The following is an 18,006-nucleotide window of genomic DNA, read 5'->3' on the forward strand; positions in this document are numbered from 1 at the left end:
AATTAGATGATCTATTTAGGCGTAGGAAAAATGGATGAAAGCAAGGCATTGATTGCAGTAACTAGTTGTTCTAATTACAAAATCAATAACAAAGACTAAAACGTAGTTTTATGTCTAGCTAGCATTCATTTTAACAAGCATAAATGAACAGATAATTATCGGATTTGGTATAACATGGGTATAAAAGTGAATTAATTCACAGCACCTTTTAAAAAAGCGGGTAGCACTTTCGCATTACCCGCTTTCTAAAAGCAGATTTACCTGCCCGACAACTCGCATTCAACACTAATGGCTAGCTATGCGATTGTTTTATAAAGATTAACGAATACGTTCAAAGAGCAGATCCCAAACGCCGTGCCCGAGGTTATTACCGCGGTTTTCAAATTTAGTCAGAGGACGCCACTCCGGACGTTCTACATAATCTCCCGTGCTGCTTAGATTTTTAAAATCCGTTGCGCCCTGCATCACTTCCAGCATATGCTCAGCATAGTTTTCCCAGTCCGTCGCCATATGAATAACACCGCCAATGGCCAGTTTATGACGCATATTTTCAATAAATGCAGGCTGCACAATACGGCGCTTATTATGACGCGCTTTGTGCCATGGATCCGGGAAATAAAGCTGGAAAGTCGCCAGGCTTTTTTCCGGAATCATCTTTTCCAACACTTCAACTGCATCATGATTGATCAGGCGTAAATTGCTAACACCGGCTTCTCCGGCATCTGCAAGACAAGCCCCCACGCCGGGACCATGTACTTCAATGCCGAGAAAGTTTTTTTCCGGTGCATTTTGTGCCATTTCAATTAATGATTTCCCCATACCGAAACCGATTTCTAATACCACCGGCGCTTCGCGTCCAAATAATTCTTTAAAATCAATTAATTTGTCCTGATAGTCGACGCCCATGGTTGCCCACAGGGTATCGATAGCAGTCTGCTGTCGGTTGGTCATCCGCCCTTCCCGTTTTACGAAAGAGCGAATTTTACGCATATGTTTCTGTTTTTCGACAGGTTCACTGTTTTCTGTCTTTGCTGAATTTTCTTGTTCAGTCATTTTTGTACCTTAATTACGGGGTCATTTATAGCCGGCCATTATAGCAATATTCTGCGCCAATGGATCGACTTTATCCTTTGCTGCTTTCGACTATTATCTGCAAACGCAAAAAAACAAAAAAAACCTTACAATCAAACAGTTACCACAAACGGCACCATATGTAACGCATAACCGATTGATTTTAAGTTGTTTTAGCCTGCTGTTATTTCAGTCAATTAACTACCTAATATTTGTGGCGTTATATTTTCAAAGCAACTCTGTTATGCTCGCCGCTCCTATACAGAGTATCTAAAATGATGAAAGAGTTTGTTGTGAATCATGAAAACTTTAGCCAGCGTATTATTGCATGGCATGAACAATTTGGCCGTAAGACATTACCCTGGCAGCAAGATAAAAGTCTTTATAAAACCTGGGTAAGCGAGGTAATGCTGCAGCAGACTCAGGTTGCGACAGTGATCCCCTATTTTAAAAAGTTTATGCGCTCATTTCCGACCATCACTTACCTTGCCAATGCACCTTTGGACGAAGTGTTGCATCACTGGACCGGATTGGGCTATTACGCCAGAGCGCGTAATTTACATAAAGCCGCGCAGTATATCCGGGATAATTATGCAGGAAAGTTTCCTGAAGAGTTTGACCAGGTCGTTAATCTACCCGGCATAGGACGTTCCACCGCTGGCGCAATTTTATCCCTCACTTTAGATAAAAACTTTGCGATTTTAGACGGTAACGTTAAACGGGTATTAACCCGACACCAAACCATCGAAGGTTGGACGGGGGAAAAGGCCGTTGAAAACAGGCTCTGGCAACTGGCGGAAAAACTCACACCGGCAAAACAGACCAATATTTTTAATCAGGCAATGATGGATATGGGCGCCATGGTCTGCACACGCAGTAAAGCCAATTGTACAGAATGCCCGGTGCAGCTGGACTGTTTGGCACTGGCAAATGACACGGTACGGGATTATCCCACCCCCAAAGCCAAAAAGAAGATTCCGGTGAAAACTGCGGTGATGCTGGTACTGCGGGAAAATGGTACAACCCTGCGTTTAAAACAGCGCCCCCCTGCGGGGATATGGGGAGGGTTATGGTGTTTTCCTGAATATGAAAATGAAGCTTTATGTCTTGCGGATCTTCACCAGCAGGGTATTGAACAGTTTGACAAGAGAGTATTGCCGGCATTTCGGCATACCTTCAGCCATTTCCATTTTGATATTACTCCTCTGTTAATTGATGTGGAGATCATAGAAACAAAACAAGTAATGGAAGAAAGTGATGTGCTTTGCTATAACTTGCAGCACCCGCAAAAAGTCGGATTAGCAGCCGCAACAAAAAAAATTATAACCACGGTTAACAAAAACTACTAAAAGGAACAAACAGATGACCAGAATGGTATTTTGCAGTTATTTAAAAAAAGAAGCACCGGGCTTAGCCTTTCAATTAATTCCGGGCGAATTGGGAAAACGTATCTTTGATAATATCAGCCAGGAGGCTTGGGCAGAGTGGCAACGTAAACAAACAATGTTAATCAATGAAAAAAAATTAAATTTAATGAAAGCTGAAGATAGGAAAATTGTTGAGGACGCAATGATTGGTTATCTTTTTGAAAACAAAGACGTCGAAATCGAAGGTTACACGCCTAAAAAATAACCCCCTAAGTCCTAGCGCTCACAAATAAAGCGAATAACGTTCAAAGTGCGAGCAAACAGAAGAAAAACAAAATAAATATACAGAAAGTAGTTGACGGTCGAGGCGAAAATCTATTTAATACGCCTCGTTCCGCTTCGTTAGCTCAGTCGGTAGAGCAGAGGATTGAAAATCCTCGTGTCCCTGGTTCAATTCCGGGACGAAGCACCATATTTAGTTTTAGAGAATGAAAATTCAATAAGACAAAGGTTATAGCAAAAATGCCAGTTATAACTTGCACACGGTTTCGTGTGCCGACTTAGCTCAGTCGGTAGAGCAACTGACTTGTAATCAGTAGGTCACCAGTTCGATTCCGGTAGTCGGCACCATTAATTACTTCTTTGATTGTTAAAGAAGCTTGTTTTAAAAGAACAAGAAAAGTTTTGCTTCGTTAGCTCAGTCGGTAGAGCAGAGGATTGAAAATCCTCGTGTCCCTGGTTCAATTCCGGGACGAAGCACCATCATTTAAGCCCTTAGAGTGAAAGCTCTAGGGGCTTTTTTGTATCCGTCATACTTTAAAATTTTTGTCTAAAAGCCCCCATTAAGATTTATACCAATCTAAGTAAGTAAATCATCTACCAATAGCCGGCTATTGCTACGATGATTCGCCTTGAACTACACGAAACTAACGGCACTGTATAATATAAAACGTTAACATTATGATATTAAAAGCAATGACGCTTTCATTATCCAGAGTTGAGGTTATTTAGATTGGTATGATAGCATTCCGCTTAATTAAATGGTCACAAATCGCACAGGAAAAGGATGTTCTGAATCAAACTCACAACGCAGTCAGGGTTGATTTTAGCAAGCCAGACTGAGCACCTTTATTAGTTCCTTTGGCATATACCCATGTTACTTCCAGATGCAAATAAGCACAGGTCAATATTTTGCAGCACGTACTGTTTGACGCAGTCAAATATAGTGGTTGGCTATTGGAATTGGAAACAACGCGGTTATTTTCAATTTTAATAAGTGAGGTTAACCAGATATTTATGCGGATAGTAGTTGACGGCCGGGAGTAAAATCTATTTAATACGCATCGTTCCTGCTTCGTTAGCTCAGTCGGTAGAGCAGAGGATTGAAAATCCTCGTGTCCCTGGTTCAATTCCGGGACGAAGCACCATCATTTTAAGCCCTTAGAGTGAAAGCTCTAGGGGCTTTTTTATATTCGTAGCTTTATATCTAACGCTGACCTTTACAAGTTGTTTAAAAAACGCCTCAACAGATCATTTAATTAATCCAATTGCTATTAAGATTCAGCTTCTCACAGATAGTGCATTTTTCAATTGTACTCTTCCTGCAAGATGGCAATAATAACAACCATCAAGAATAATCAGGGAGTTACTATGCAGGTTTTGTTAACCGACGTTGCAACAATTTTTATCCCGATTTTTTCCTCGTTAATAATATTCGCTCAACTGCAGGTTAATTAGATGTTTTATGAAGGTAGCGAAAAACGCTTAGATATTTGTGTAAAAGGGGTTGATTTATTCACCTTTCCTGATGATTTCTGGCAAAAAATGGTGCAGCAGGCGGATGCCTTTATTATCTCCAAGATAAAAAATAAGCAGCTCAAGGCTTATCTGCTATCAGAGTCGAGCCTGTTTATCTGGCAGGACAGATTATTGATGATCACCTGCGGAAATACTCATCTGGTAAAAGCCGCACAATTTTTCCAAAAAAAGGCAGGCAGAGAGTATATCCAGTCCCTGCTCTTTCATCGCCATCAGCCCCTGTTGCCTGATTTACAAAAAAGTAGTTTTGCACAGGACACACAGCTGTTAAAAACACATTTACAGGGGGAAACTAAGCATTGGCAGGGAAACTATCGCGGGGACCTGTTTATATTCGGAGAAGCTGCGAGAGGAGCTGTAAAGAGCAAACAAATATTAATGCTGCATGGCTTGCGCGGAGATTTTGCCGATGTACTGCAGTCAGGCAGCGCGAGCGAACAACTTATTGGATCAACATTAGCGCTATTGACGTTTTTCCCTCACCTGCAGATAGACCAGTTTACCTTCAGCCCAAAAGGTTACTCATTAAATGCAATAACAGGTGCGCACTATCTGACTATCCATATTACCCCGGAAAAATTAAGCACCTATTTAAGCGTAGAAAGCAGCTTTACCGGAGAAACAATGCAGCCCTTTATTGAACACCTGCATAGCCTGTTCGAGCCGCAACAAAGCAACCTGATGCATTTTCAGCATAAATCCGGGCAAGGCTTGGAGATCAGCGTTGCTCCTGTCCTGCTCAATAGGTACGCTATTCAAGCGTAAATACCGCCTGTACCTGATCACTGATTTTAATCTTGTTAACCTGATAACTGTTTTCGCCGGGTTTTTCACTCATTGCCCGCATCATTATCGGTTGGGCATGCTGTTGCTGATAATTAATAGAATAAATTTTATCTAACTTCGCCTGATAAGCTGATGCCAGGCTTGCAGCTTTCTCCAGAGAGTCCTGAACCGCGAGCTGGCGAGCTTTCAACAACCATTGCTGCGGTGACTGCAGGCCGTAGTGCATTTGTTGAATAGCATTGATATTTGCCGCTGTGACAGACTCCAAAAATTGATTCACTTTAGAAAGGTCCGTTAACAGATAAGTCAGATCACGTGCCGCACTTATCCCCTGCAGGGTGCGCTGATTTTGTACGTATTGATATTGCTCTCTGGTACTGATATTTCCCCTCTCCAGTACGCTTTGCTCAAATCCCGCTTTTTCCAAATTCAGTAATAGTGCAGCAACCTGCAGATCAACTTTCTGTTTTGCCGCCTCTACTGTATCTTGCATCGCCGTCGCCTTAAATTGAATAAGCACCTGATCCGGCTGCACTTCAACTTGTGCACTGCCGGTAACAGCAAGGTATGGTTTATCAGGTAAAGGATTTATATTGGCAAAACAGCCCAGAGAAAAAGTCGTAATAATAACCAGCATTGTATATGTTAAATAGCGCATAGAAACTCCCTGAATGATGCAGTCAATTGATAAGTTTATGACAGGATCTGGTTAAGTTATACCAATTCCGTTAATTAGATGATCTATTTTGGCGTAGGAAAAATGGATGAAAGCAAGGCATTGATTGCAGTAACTAGTTGTTCTAATTACACAAAATCGTATGGGACGATTTTGAACAGCTTTAGCTGGCCACGAAGTGGTGAAGAACAGGATGTTATAAATCAAATCAATAACGAAGCTAGCATTCATTTTAACAAGCATAAATGAATAGATAATTATCGGATTTGGTATTAGTTGCATCGGTACTTTATTTCAGGCAAAAAAAAGCCAGCGGTTAAGCTGGCTAAATAAATTTAACTTGCCTGCCGTCAGACAGGCTAATTAAATTATAAAACGTCGACTGCGTTAAGGTCAGCAAATGCTTTCTCAAGACGAGCAACCATTGACTCTTGACCAGCACGTAACCAAACGCGTGGATCGTAGTATTTCTTGTTAGGCGCGTCTTCACCCGTTGGGTTACCGATTTGACCTTGTAGGAAATCATGGTTTTTAGCTTCGTAAGTACGGATACCGTCCCAACATGCCCACTGTGTATCTGTATCGATGTTCATTTTGATAACACCGTAACCGATAGACTCTTGGATTTCAGCTTCAGTTGAACCAGAACCACCGTGGAATACGAAGTTTAATGTGTTAGCTGGAACACCGTGTTTTTCAGAAACATATGCTTGAGAATCACGTAGGATAGTTGGCGTTAGTTTAACGTTACCTGGCTTGTAAACACCGTGTACGTTACCGAAAGAAGCCGCAATAGTGAAACGTGGGCTAACTTTTGATAATTCAACGTATGCGTAATCAACTTCAGAAGGTTGCGTGTACAGTAAAGACGCATCCATATCTGTGTTATCAACGCCGTCTTCTTCACCACCAGTACAACCTAGTTCGATTTCTAACGTCATGCCCATTTTAGACATACGCTCTAAGTATTTAGCACAAGTTGCGATATTTTCTTCTAGAGGCTCTTCAGAAAGGTCGATCATGTGTGAAGAGAAAAGAGGTTTACCAGTTGCAGCGAAGTGCTCTTCAGATGCAGTTAGTAGTCCGTCAATCCAAGGAAGCAGTTTTTTAGCTGCATGGTCAGTATGAAGAATAACTGGCACACCGTAAGCTTCAGCCATTGCGTGAACGTGTTTTGCACCTGAAACTGCACCAAGAATAGCTGCTTCTTGACCTTCAAGTTTAAGACCTTTACCTGCGTTAAATGCTGCACCGCCGTTAGAGAACTGAACAACAACAGGCGCTTTAACTTTAGCTGCTGCTTCAAGTACTGCGTTGATTGAATCAGAACCAACAACGTTTACCGCTGGAAGTGCAAATTTGTGTTCTTTTGCAACTGCAAATACTTTCTGAACATCATCACCAGTGATAACACCAGGTTTTACAACGTCTAAAATCTTAGTCATGAGATATTTCCTATCTATTTTAGTTAAATTAAATACTGTTTAATTTCGCGCGTCATTCTACACAAAAATTTGATAAAAAACACGCAATAAAAAAAAGCGAGATATTATCTCGCTTTTAATAATAAATTAATCGTTTGCACGAGACTCTAACATTTCCACTGCTGGAAGTTTTTTACCTTCAACAAACTCAAGGAAAGCACCGCCGCCTGTAGAGATGTAAGAAACATCTGCTGTGATACCGAATTTATCAATCGCAGCCAGTGTATCACCACCACCCGCTACAGAGAATGCTGGAGATTCAGCAATTGCTTTAGATATACCGGCAGTACCCGCTTCGAAGTTTTTGAATTCAAATACGCCAACCGGGCCGTTCCAAAGGATTGTTTTTGCATCTTTAAGGATTTTAGCAAGTGCTGCAATGCTGTCTGGACCTAAGTCAAAGATCATGTCGTCATCTTGAACGTCTGCAACGTTTTTGATTTCAGCTTCTGCGTTTTCATCGAATGCTTTTGCACAAGCAACATCAGTTGCAACTGGAATTGCACACTCTTCCATTAATTTCTTAGCTGTACCAACTAAGTCTGCTTCGTATAGTGATTTACCAACATTGTGGCCTTGAGCGGCAATAAATGTATTGGCAATACCACCACCAACAACTAGTTGGTCAGCAATTTTAGATAAAGACTCAAGTACAGTCAGTTTAGTAGATACTTTAGAACCACCAACGATTGCAACTAATGGACGAGCTGGATTGTCCATCGCTTTACCTAAAGCTTCAAGTTCAGCAGCAAGTAGCGGGCCAGCACATGCGATTGGCGCAAATTGACCGATACCGTGAGTAGAAGCTTGAGCACGGTGAGCCGTACCGAATGCATCCATAACGTAAACGTCACAAAGTGCAGCAAGTTGCTTAGATAGCGTTTCTTCGTTTTTCTTTTCGCCTTTGTTAAAACGAACGTTTTCAAGAACAACGACTTCACCTTCGTTAACTTCCAGACCGTTTAGGTAGTCAGTCGCTAAACGAACAGGCACATCTAGTGCTTCATTTAAGTAATCAACAACAGGTTGTAGAGAGAATGCAGCATTCTCTTCAGCTGTGCCACCTTCAACAGGACGGCCCAGGTGAGAAGTAATCATCAGTTTAGCGCCTTTTTCTAACGCTAATTTGATTGTTGGAATTGACGCACGGATACGCGCATCAGATGTTACTTTACCATCTTTAATAGGCACATTAAGATCTTGGCGAATAAATACACGTTTGCCTGCTAAATCTTGATCTACCATTTTTTTTACTGACATGATGAGTCCTCTCATTTGATTTTAAAACTATAGAATTCTGATCTTATTGCCTGAACATTCATCCAGACCTAGTTATAACACTGCTTTATAGTAAACATTTATTGCTTCAACTTGTTTTAGCGACAGCATTATAGACGAAAGTTTTTATTACTACGATCTCAATGGTCAGCTAATTTACCTTTTTCCATTATAAGGGAGTTGATTTATATCATTTTCCGTGATTTTTTTCACAAAACAGTTGAAAAAATGAACGTTTTATAAATTCGCCGATGCATAAATGGGGTATTTTGTTTTGTTGCAAACTTTTTTCAGCTTATTTGCCCTTTCTCATAAGCTTTAATGTACAGCAACTTATCTTTCCTAAAGCTACTAAAGAGCAGCATCTGCTTTGATATGCGGATCTGCCATAGCTAAACCTCGATTGTAAAAATTCAGACAACGAAGAAATAATCAACGGATTTTTCGTTGTTTGTTAAGAATATGTAATAATAACTCTTCGTCCAAATAGTTTGTTATTTAAAGCAGAGAGCAAAGATGAGCAGCATTGAAATTCATGGCGCCAAAACCCACAACCTTAAAAATATAGATCTCTCTATTCCGCGTGATAAACTGATTGTTATTACCGGGCTGTCAGGTTCCGGAAAGTCATCATTAGCCTTTGATACCCTGTATGCCGAAGGCCAGCGCCGATATGTTGAATCGCTTTCTGCTTATGCCCGGCAGTTTCTCTCTTTAATGGAAAAACCCGATGTTGAACACATTGAAGGGTTATCGCCGGCGATTTCCATTGAACAGAAATCAACATCGCATAACCCGCGCTCGACCGTCGGCACCATCACCGAAATTTATGACTATCTGCGCCTTCTCTTTGCCCGGATCGGTGATCCGCGCTGCCCGACCCATAATGTCACTCTGAATGCGCAAACCGTCAGTCAGATGGTTGATGAGATTCTCAGTAACCCCAGCGGCAGTAAAATGATGCTGCTTGCGCCTATTATCAAAGAGCGTAAAGGGGAGCATGTTAAAACCTTTTCCAGCCTCGCTGCACAGGGCTTTTTACGGGCGCGTGTTGATGGTGATATTTGTGATTTGAGCGATCCGCCTAAATTAGCTTTACATAAAAAACATACTATTGAAGTGGTTGTGGACCGTTTTAAAGTGCGCGATGACCTGAAACAGCGGTTGGCAGAATCTGTTGAAACAACCTTGAGTTTAAGCAACGGCTCGGCTGTTGTCGCCTTTATGGATGAAGATAAACCGGAACAGCTTTTCTCTGCTAATTTTGCCTGTCCGCATTGTGGTTACAGTATTGCTGAATTAGAGCCGCGCATCTTTTCCTTTAATAACCCTGCCGGTGCCTGCTCAACCTGTGACGGACTGGGCATTGAGCAATATTTTGATCCTAAGCTGGTGGTAAGTAATCCGGCGTTAAGCCTGGCTGAGGGTGCAATTGAGGGTTGGAGCAGCAAAGCCAATTATTATTTTCAGATGCTAGTTGCAGTCTGTGATCATTACGGTTTTTCAGTTGATACTCCTTTTGAAAACCTTAGCAAGCAGCAGCAGCAGGTTGTATTATACGGCTCGGGTAAAGATAAAATCGCCTTTTCCTACAGCAATGATAAGGGCGATATTGTCTCGCGTTTACATCAGTTTGAAGGGGTCATTCCCAACCGCACCCGCCGTTACCGCGAAACAGAATCCAGCGCAATGCGTGAATATCTGGCTAAATATATGAACCGCCAGCCCTGCTCTGAGTGCGGAGGTTCGCGTTTACAAGAATCCTCCCGGCATGTGTTTATTAACGATGTGAACTTGCCCTACATCTCCCAGTTATCCATTGCCGAAGCGCAGTCTTTTTTTGCCGAGATCAAACTGCAGGGACAAAAAGCGAAAATAGCGGAAAAAATTCTTAAAGAGATTTTAGAGCGTCTCAGCTTTTTAGTGAATGTCGGTCTTAATTACCTTAGCCTGGAGCGCAGTGCTGAAACCCTGTCCGGTGGTGAAGCTCAGCGTATTCGACTGGCCAGCCAGATTGGCGCGGGCTTAATGGGGGTAATGTATGTCTTAGATGAGCCCTCTATTGGTCTGCATCAGCGCGATAATGAGCGCCTGCTGAAAACCCTGACTCATCTCCGCGACCTTGGCAATACCGTGATTGTGGTAGAGCATGATGAAGATGCTATCCGTCTTGCCGATCATATTATTGATATCGGCCCCGGCGCGGGCATTCATGGCGGTTTTGTAATCGCTGAAGGTAATTATAAAAGCATTGTTAAAGCCAAAAATTCATTAACTGCCGATTATCTCAGCGGCCGTAAATCCATTGCAGTACCCGAAGTTCGCACTCCCCTTACCGACAAATGGATTAAATTAACCGAGGCGACAGGCAACAACTTAAAATCGGTCAACCTTGAGATACCCGTTGGTGTATTAACCTGTATCACCGGCGTTTCAGGCTCGGGTAAATCAACGTTAATTAACGATACACTATACCCGCTTGCACAAACCGTATTAAACAAAGCGACCACCATTCAGCCTTCGCCCTATAAAAAAATAACCGGCCTTTCTCATCTGGATAAAGTGGTTGATATCAACCAGAGCCCGATCGGAAGAACGCCGCGTTCAAACCCGGCCACTTATACCGGTATCTTCACCCCTATTCGCGAACTGTTTGCCGCCACGTCAGAATCACGGGCGCGCGGATATAAACCCGGGCGTTTCAGCTTTAACGTCAAGGGAGGCCGCTGTGAAGCCTGTCAGGGTGACGGGGTGATTAAAGTTGAGATGCACTTCCTACCCGATGTCTACGTACCCTGTGATACCTGTCAGGGAAAACGTTACAACCGCGAAACCTTGGCGGTTAAATACAAAGGTAAAAATATTCATGAAACCCTGGAGATGACAGTTGAAGATGCCTTCCGCTTTTTTGAACCGGTACCGGTTATTGCCCGCAAATTACAAACACTGATGGATGTCGGCCTCTCCTATATTCGTTTAGGGCAAGCTGCAACCACCCTTTCCGGCGGAGAGGCGCAGCGGGTAAAACTGGCAAAAGAGCTGTCAAAACGTGATACGGGTAAAACCCTGTATATTCTTGATGAGCCCACCACGGGTTTGCACTTCCATGACATTGCCCAGCTGTTAAAAGTCATCCATACTCTGCGTGACCATGGTAATACCATTGTTATTATTGAACATAACCTTGATGTAATTAAAACAGCGGACTGGATCGTTGATTTAGGCCCCGAAGGCGGTAATGGCGGCGGCGAAATTATCGCTACCGGCACACCGGAAGAGGTTGTTAAGGTACCGGGCAGTTATACCGGACAGTTTTTAAAAAACCTATTAAACAAAAAAACAGGCTGACAAGGCAAACGCATATTTAATTACCACTATTGTTCAGCTGAGTTACAATGAATAATTGCTACTAAACTGCGCAGCCTTACTTGCTTGCGCAATTTTAATTTTTGGAACGCAGAACGAATTGAACAACAGTTGAGGTTTTTCGGGGCGTGGACTTTAGTCCACTCAAAAGAAAGCCCCCTCTCCGAAACTTAATCTTAAAATCAGCAGGTTGAGTAAAATCAATGTAATGGATACCGGCTGAATTAGAGTGCTACTCAAGAACGCCTAAGCATAAATGTTAATAATATAAAAAGAGAGCAGTTGATAAATGGATTTACAAAAAAAATTAACCCGTGCATTTGTTGTGACTTTTGCACTTTTAATGGGGCTGGGAGCCCACTACTTTCAGCATAATCAGGGTGGCAGCGGCCTGGAATTAGCGCAGAATAACGTAGTCTGGATCTTTTTTTCAGCCTTAATTGGCTTAGGGTTATGGCAAATAACCCTGCAGGAAAAAATATTCTATAGCCGTTTTACCCTAGTCTTTTTAAGCGCAATACTGCTTTTTTGTATTCCACTGTTGTACCCCAATAACCAACTGGCCGATCAAAGTTATACCCGTTTACTGGGGCTTTTTGCTGGTTTTTTGTTATTTATTAGTCTGCAGCAGTTGCAGTTCACACGCCGCAATATAGAGCGACTTCTAGCACTGATTGTACTCGCGGGGTTTTTACAAGCTTGCTACAGTCTAACCCAGGATTATCTTCTGCCCGCTGATAATCTCCTTGGCTATGATATAGGTTACGGCCGCCCCTATGGTATTTTCCAGCAACCTAATGTTTTGGCCAGCTTTATGGCAACGACTCTGATTTTAGCCGGATATTTATTACAGCAAAGCAAAGATAAAAAATTACAAATTTTTTATCTTTTAACTGCCCTGCTTAATATGTGGGTAATTACAATTTCTGTATCTCGAAGTGGCTATCTAGGTGCTTTGATCGCACTTGTCTTATTTTTTCCTTGGGCATGGCAAACCAATAAGCAAAAACTCGGAATATTTATTCTCGCTATTTTATTAGGCCTAGGTTTAGCCTCGACAAAAGGCGAAGATATCTTAGCTAAAAGAAATATTGATAATATGACCGAAGGTGGCGGCCGCTTAGTTCATTATAGTAACAGTTGGGATATGATCAAAAAGCACCCTCTAATAGGATATGGTTACGGTGGATTTGAAAAAAACTATTTAATGAATACCGCAGAGCGGGTTAAAAATAACAAATCAAAGCCTGAACACGCTCACCTTACTCATCCCCATAACGATATTTTATTCTGGGCCGTTGAAGGTGGAGTTGTACCCTTAATTGCAATATTTTTATTGGTTATCGGATTTATTCGTCTGTTACGCCCTTTTAAGTTCACCCATGCGATGGCTTTATTGGCCCTTGTCGTTCCAATTTCCTTACATACACAAACAGAGTACCCGCTTTACCATTCGGCATTACATTGGCTAGTATTGTTACTATTGGTTTTTTATATTGACTCACAATCTGAAAACAGTCGACAAAAAATGTTCAGGTTAACCTTTGCATTGCGTGCCTTTGCACTATTAATCCCCATCGGCGCGACTCTTTTTATGATCAGTAACTTACATACCATGTCAAAAATAACCGCTTTTGAGCGCAGTAAAGAGCCCAATATTCAACTACTGCTGGATGTGGTTAACCCATTGGTCTATGAAGATCGCTTCGAATTTCATCTTAATAATTTCCGTTTAGCCGTTGCAATCCAGATGAATAATCAGGAAGAGATTGAAAAAATAATAAATTGGACAGAAAAAACTATTGAAAGCAAGCCAAGATCGTTTTTTTATCTTATTCTTTATCTTGCTTACCTGAATAACAATCAGCCGGAGCAGGCGCAGCAAACCCTAGAGTATGCTCGCTATTTGTATCCCAATGATCAGCAATTAGCCGCTGTAGAGAAACAAAAAAGTGAGGCAGCAGCAAGCAGTTCTGCTCAATCTTCACTGGCCAGTTTTAAAGAAGAAAAGGCGCTAGATTCACAACTAACTGAATAATTAATAGAGTGATAAATTGGTTATGGAACAACCGAATAGTTATCTGAAATGGACAATCAGGATCACAGCATTAGCCTGCTTACTGCTCGCTAATGCTGTTTTTGCCGATATTTATCTGTTCGTTGATAAAAATGGCAATAAACACTTTGATGAACGTCAGCTGACGCCGGAATATCGTTTAATCTTAAAAAGTGATTCCAATACCACCAGCAACTCATTCAATACAAAAAAACGTAAGTATTTTACTAATGAGAAAGCACCCAATCACACCATTTTACAAAAAAAATACCACCCTATTATAGTGCAGGCCGCTGAAAAATATCAATTGGAGCCATCTTTTATTCATGCAGTGATCACCGCGGAATCCAGCTATCAGCTTAACGCGGTATCATCTGCGGGCGCACTGGGCTTAATGCAGCTGATGCCGGCCACGGCTGAGCGTTTTGGTGTCAATAACCCCTTTGATCCGGAGCAGAGTATCCATGGCGGAACAGAATATCTGTATAAACTGCTGCAGGAGTTTAAAACGAAAGAGCTGGCATTAGCTGCATACAATGCGGGTGAGGGGACGGTAAGGCGCTATAACCAGCAAATTCCGCCATACCCGGAGACTGAGCAATATGTTGATAAAGTCATGGGGTTTTATTGGTATTACCGCAATAACCTATAAAAATTCCCATTCTTTATTAACCGGCTAAAAACTGATTGGTTTACGCGGTTTTTTAACTGCTTTACTCTTTTCAGATTGAGCCTCTTTACTGGGCTTGCTTTTCACAGCGTCGTGAGCTTCTCTGCTATGTTCAACAACGTCCGGCTCAACAACTTCATAACCGTCCGTTTGTCCTTTTAAAACTATCTGATAATGCTGCTCATTAAAACTGATAAGATCACCCGCGTAGACTTTTTTACGTTTTTGGGTTTCAACTTCACCGTTTAAAAAGACATAACCTTCGGCGATCACCTGCTTAGCCTCGCCACCGCCTGACACCAGGCTTTCAAATTTCAGGATTTTATAAAGCTCGGTCGGCTCCTGGTTAATTTCTACCAGGGTCGCGTAAATTTCCTGCTCATGCTCAGACATAGCGTTCTCTTCAATTGTAATTATAATTATTTCCCCGTCAGGCTATGGTCCCAGCCTTTCCAGACAGTCTCGTAACCATGTGATTTAATTATTTTAGCCATCTCGTTAGGGCTTCTTTCATCGGATATTTCAAACTGCTCCAGGGCTTTTACTGATGTTTCGGCATAACCGCCTGGTTGCGTACTCGATGCCGCACTTAAGGAGGTAATACCCAAGGGTAAAACATGATTACGAAAATGCTCCGATTCCCGGGTTGAAAGTGATAATTCCACCTCAGGGTTAAATAAACGGTAAGCGCAAATCAGCTGCACTAATTGTTTATCGTCCATTACCGATTTTATTTCCATACCACCCGCACAGGGACGCAGCCGCGGAAAGGATATCGTATAATGGCTCTGCCAGTATCTTTTCTCTAAATAATTTAAATGAGCAGCCACGTAAAAACAATCGGTGCGCCACTCTTCCAGGCCAATTAAACAGCCCAAGCCCATTTTATGCATACCCGCTTTGCCGAGTCTATCATGGGTATCCAGACGATAGTTAAAATCTGATTTTTTTCCTTTCAAATGATGCTGTGCATAGGTGAGCGGATTATATGTTTCCTGATACACCAACACCGCATCGACACCATAATCTATCAACTCTTCATATTCGTGCTGTTCCAGCGGCTGCACTTCAATCGAGATATGCGCGAAATATTTTTTAATGATAGGTAGCGCCTGCTTAAAATACTCGACACCGACCTTACGCTCAGATTCCCCGGTAACCAGTAAAATATGTGCAAAGCCCATCTTTTGAATGGCTAAACACTCCTGTTCAATCTGCTCCATATCCAGAGTGGTACGGCGAATGGCATTGTGCATTGAAAAACCACAATAGGTGCAGATATTACTGCACATATTGGACAGATAGAGCGGAATATAAAACTGCATGGTTTTACCAAAACGCTGTTGAGTGAGTTGTTGCGACTTTTGTGCCATCTGTTCCAAAAAAGGCTCTGCAGCGGGGGAGATCAAGGCTTTAAAGTCTTCTAAATCTAAACGCGATTTAGATAAAGCGCGTTGCACATCATGCGCATTTTTACTGTAAATTGAAAGGCGTACATCATCCCATTGATAATTCTTTATCTGCTCACTAAAACTCATCACTTACCTACTCCGACTGTAAAAATGCGGTCAACGGGCTGGATGCAACCGCATGATTGGCCTGCCCCGCCAGACCGGAAAGGTACGCCTGTCGCCCCGCCTGCACTGCCTTGGCAAAAGCTTCACTCATCGCCACCGGATCCCCGGCAACGGCCATAGCAGTATTAACCAATACTGCATCAGCGCCCATCTCCATGGCCAGAGCTGCATGTGAAGGACTGCCAATACCAGCATCGACAATCACCGGGATATTTGCCTGCTCAATAATGATCTCCAAAAAATCGATGGTTTTCAGACCTTTATTAGAACCAATCGGCGCGCCTAAGGGCATCACCGCCGCACAACCCGCCGCTTCTAAATGTTTACATAAAACCGGGTCGGCATGCACATAGGGCAATACCACAAAACCATCATTGGCTAAGGCTTCCGCTGCTTTTAATGTTTCAATCGGATCCGGTAACAGGTACTTAGGATCGGGATGAATTTCTAATTTCACCCAGTTAGTCTGCAGAGCTTCCCGCGCTAATTGCGCAGCAAATACCGCCTCTTTAGCATTGCGGGCACCGGAAGTATTGGGCAGTAAATTCATCCCCTGTTTAATTAACGGCGCAAGAATATCATCATCTTTATGCTGCATATTTACGCGCTTTAACGCCATGGTCACTAACTCTGACTGAGATGCTTTGAGTGCGGCAACCATGGTTGTCTGATCATTAAATTTACCTGTTCCGGTAAATAGCCGTGAAGTGAAGGTTTTATCCGCAATCACCAATTGATCACTGCTGAGCATTTTATTGTATAACATCTATTACTAGCCTCCTGCTATGGCTTGAAAAAGCGAAATCTGATCACCTTCATTAAGCGTGACTTCAGTCCATGTTGAACGGCTGATGATCTGTTGATTGACTGCAACTGCGCTGCCTTTTAGAGGGCTTTCTAACTGTTGTAATAGCTGTTCAATATTACATAACGCGGGAACTATGATTAGCTGATCATTTACAAATATATTCATTGAATTTATCCACATACCTGACATTTAGGGTCTTTATTAATGGCAAAGGTTTGCCACTCCAGCGTTTTAGCATCGAAAAGTTTTAATTTATTCTTAATACCGGAAGGTAGACCGGTAAGATACTTAATTGCCTCCAGCGCCTGCAGTGTGCCAATCGTGCCGACTACCGGACCAAGCACGCCGGAGTTACTGCAATTGAGCACCTGCTCTTCATTATTTGGGAATAAACAGTGATAACAGGCTGAATCGGGGAGACTATGATCAAAAAACATCAATTGCCCTTCCAGACGAATGGCAGCACCGACAATTAACGGTCTTTTCGCCTGCACACAGGCCTGGTTAATCATCTGTCGGCTGGCCATATTGTCGGTACAGTCTAAAACTAAATCAGCGAGCAGCAACTCCATTGCAAGTTGTGATTCATCCATTTTGTTCTTAATACTGCGCACCCGTATTTCCGGGTTAAGTGCTTCCAGGCGTTTTTTCATTAAGGTCACTTTGGGAGCACCGGTATCACAACTCTGGTAGGCGATTTGCCGTTGCAGATTGCTCACCTCTAAATGGTCAAAATCAGATAAAACAATTGTTCCTACCCCCGCCGCCGCCAGATACAAAGCAGCGGGAGAGCCTAACCCTCCCATACCGATGATCAGCACTTTGGCAGATTTTAGAGCGAGTTGCCCCGACTCCCCGACTTCTTCCAATAAAAGGTGGCGGCTATAACGTAATATTTCAGCATCGGTTAACATGGTTTACCTTAATACATTAAACCTGAATAAGCACAATTCACTTTCTTGATTATGCAAATACAAGGAGGCGTGGGCTTCAGCCCACATAAGAAAAACAAGAACTCTAAAAGAGCTGGGCTAAAGACAGGATGCGCA

At 42.4% G+C, this 18,006-nt stretch carries 16 protein-coding genes and 4 tRNA genes; 11 read left to right on the forward strand and 9 right to left on the reverse strand.

Annotated elements, in window-relative coordinates; genetic code table 11:
* Positions 1–318 precede the first annotated feature (318 nt).
* Positions 319–1,053: a tRNA (guanosine(46)-N7)-methyltransferase TrmB gene (gene trmB / locus ABZA00_RS03820; protein ID WP_372880822.1), complete on the reverse strand. Its 735-nt coding sequence runs from the start codon at positions 1,051–1,053 to the stop codon at positions 319–321.
* A gap of 293 nt (positions 1,054–1,346) precedes the next feature.
* Here trmB and mutY point away from each other — a divergent pair, with 293 nt between their 5' ends.
* From mutY to ABZA00_RS03855, 7 genes are all read left to right on the forward strand, one after another.
* Positions 1,347–2,420, forward strand: a complete 1,074-nt coding sequence (gene mutY / locus ABZA00_RS03825) for an A/G-specific adenine glycosylase (protein WP_372880823.1) — start codon at positions 1,347–1,349, stop codon at positions 2,418–2,420.
* A gap of 13 nt (positions 2,421–2,433) precedes the next feature.
* Positions 2,434–2,703 (forward strand): oxidative damage protection protein, encoded by a 270-nt coding sequence (locus ABZA00_RS03830; RefSeq protein ID WP_372880824.1) that lies wholly within the window; start codon positions 2,434–2,436, stop codon positions 2,701–2,703.
* A 131-nt stretch (positions 2,704–2,834) separates the two neighbouring features.
* Positions 2,835–2,910, forward strand: a tRNA-Phe gene (locus tag ABZA00_RS03835).
* 82 nt (positions 2,911–2,992) lie between these two features.
* Positions 2,993–3,068: transfer RNA gene (locus tag ABZA00_RS03840), tRNA-Thr, on the forward strand.
* Positions 3,069–3,124: 56 nt separating this feature from the next.
* Positions 3,125–3,200: transfer RNA gene (locus tag ABZA00_RS03845), tRNA-Phe, on the forward strand.
* 589 nt (positions 3,201–3,789) lie between these two features.
* Positions 3,790–3,865, forward strand: a tRNA-Phe gene (locus tag ABZA00_RS03850).
* Between the two features lie 310 nt (positions 3,866–4,175).
* Positions 4,176–5,021, forward strand: a complete 846-nt coding sequence (locus ABZA00_RS03855) for an S-adenosylmethionine decarboxylase (protein WP_372880825.1) — start codon at positions 4,176–4,178, stop codon at positions 5,019–5,021.
* On the opposite strand, the gene ABZA00_RS03860 is transcribed toward ABZA00_RS03855, so the two are convergent.
* On the reverse strand, positions 5,008–5,700 hold the full coding sequence (locus tag ABZA00_RS03860) for an SIMPL domain-containing protein (RefSeq protein ID WP_372880826.1): 693 nt from the start codon (positions 5,698–5,700) through the stop codon (positions 5,008–5,010). The genes ABZA00_RS03855 and ABZA00_RS03860 overlap by 14 nt on opposite strands.
* A 78-nt stretch (positions 5,701–5,778) precedes the next feature.
* On the opposite strand from ABZA00_RS03860, the gene ABZA00_RS03865 reads away from it, so the two are divergent.
* Positions 5,779–5,967 carry a hypothetical protein gene (locus tag ABZA00_RS03865; RefSeq protein ID WP_372880827.1) on the forward strand — a complete coding sequence of 63 codons (189 nt, stop codon included), beginning with the start codon at positions 5,779–5,781 and terminating at the stop codon, positions 5,965–5,967.
* A gap of 119 nt (positions 5,968–6,086) precedes the next feature.
* Here ABZA00_RS03865 and fbaA read toward each other — a convergent pair whose 3' ends face one another.
* Both fbaA and ABZA00_RS03875 read right to left on the reverse strand, forming a co-directional pair.
* Positions 6,087–7,163, reverse strand: a complete 1,077-nt coding sequence (fbaA, locus tag ABZA00_RS03870; protein ID WP_372880828.1) for a class II fructose-bisphosphate aldolase — start codon at positions 7,161–7,163, stop codon at positions 6,087–6,089.
* A 126-nt stretch (positions 7,164–7,289) separates the two neighbouring features.
* On the reverse strand, positions 7,290–8,462 hold the full coding sequence (locus tag ABZA00_RS03875; protein ID WP_372880829.1) for a phosphoglycerate kinase: 1,173 nt from the start codon (positions 8,460–8,462) through the stop codon (positions 7,290–7,292).
* A 534-nt stretch (positions 8,463–8,996) separates the two neighbouring features.
* On the opposite strand from ABZA00_RS03875, the gene uvrA reads away from it, so the two are divergent.
* The 3 genes from uvrA to ABZA00_RS03890 all read left to right on the forward strand — a co-directional run bounded on the left by uvrA (position 8,997) and on the right by ABZA00_RS03890 (position 14,554).
* On the forward strand, positions 8,997–11,828 hold the full coding sequence (gene uvrA, locus ABZA00_RS03880; protein ID WP_372880830.1) for an excinuclease ABC subunit UvrA: 2,832 nt from the start codon (positions 8,997–8,999) through the stop codon (positions 11,826–11,828).
* A 307-nt stretch (positions 11,829–12,135) separates the two neighbouring features.
* Positions 12,136–13,884 carry a PglL family O-oligosaccharyltransferase gene (locus ABZA00_RS03885; protein ID WP_372880831.1) on the forward strand — a complete coding sequence of 583 codons (1,749 nt, stop codon included), beginning with the start codon at positions 12,136–12,138 and terminating at the stop codon, positions 13,882–13,884.
* Positions 13,885–13,906: 22 nt separating this feature from the next.
* Positions 13,907–14,554, forward strand: a complete 648-nt coding sequence (locus ABZA00_RS03890) for a lytic transglycosylase domain-containing protein (RefSeq protein ID WP_372880832.1) — start codon at positions 13,907–13,909, stop codon at positions 14,552–14,554.
* 24 nt (positions 14,555–14,578) lie between these two features.
* On the opposite strand, the gene ABZA00_RS03895 is transcribed toward ABZA00_RS03890, so the two are convergent.
* From ABZA00_RS03895 to ABZA00_RS03915, 5 genes are read right to left on the reverse strand one after another with little or no spacing between them, the layout of a single operon-like run.
* Entirely contained in the window at positions 14,579–14,965 is a 387-nt protein-coding gene (locus ABZA00_RS03895) for an RNA-binding S4 domain-containing protein (protein WP_372880833.1), read from the reverse strand.
* Between the two features lie 26 nt (positions 14,966–14,991).
* A complete protein-coding gene (gene thiH, locus ABZA00_RS03900; protein WP_372880834.1) occupies positions 14,992–16,110 on the reverse strand; it encodes a 2-iminoacetate synthase ThiH in 1,119 nt (372 codons plus the stop codon).
* A 7-nt stretch (positions 16,111–16,117) separates the two neighbouring features.
* Positions 16,118–16,915, reverse strand: coding sequence for a thiazole synthase (locus ABZA00_RS03905; RefSeq protein ID WP_372880835.1), 798 nt, complete (start codon positions 16,913–16,915; stop codon positions 16,118–16,120).
* Between the two features lie 6 nt (positions 16,916–16,921).
* Positions 16,922–17,122 (reverse strand): sulfur carrier protein ThiS, encoded by a 201-nt coding sequence (gene thiS / locus ABZA00_RS03910; protein WP_372880836.1) that lies wholly within the window; start codon positions 17,120–17,122, stop codon positions 16,922–16,924.
* Positions 17,123–17,127: 5 nt separating this feature from the next.
* A complete protein-coding gene (locus ABZA00_RS03915) occupies positions 17,128–17,871 on the reverse strand; it encodes a ThiF family adenylyltransferase (protein ID WP_372880837.1) in 744 nt (247 codons plus the stop codon).
* Positions 17,872–18,006 lie beyond the last annotated feature (135 nt).

The sequence above is a fragment of the Psychromonas sp. genome (assembly GCF_041586535.1).
Taxonomy (GTDB): Bacteria; Pseudomonadota; Gammaproteobacteria; order Enterobacterales; family Psychromonadaceae; genus Psychromonas.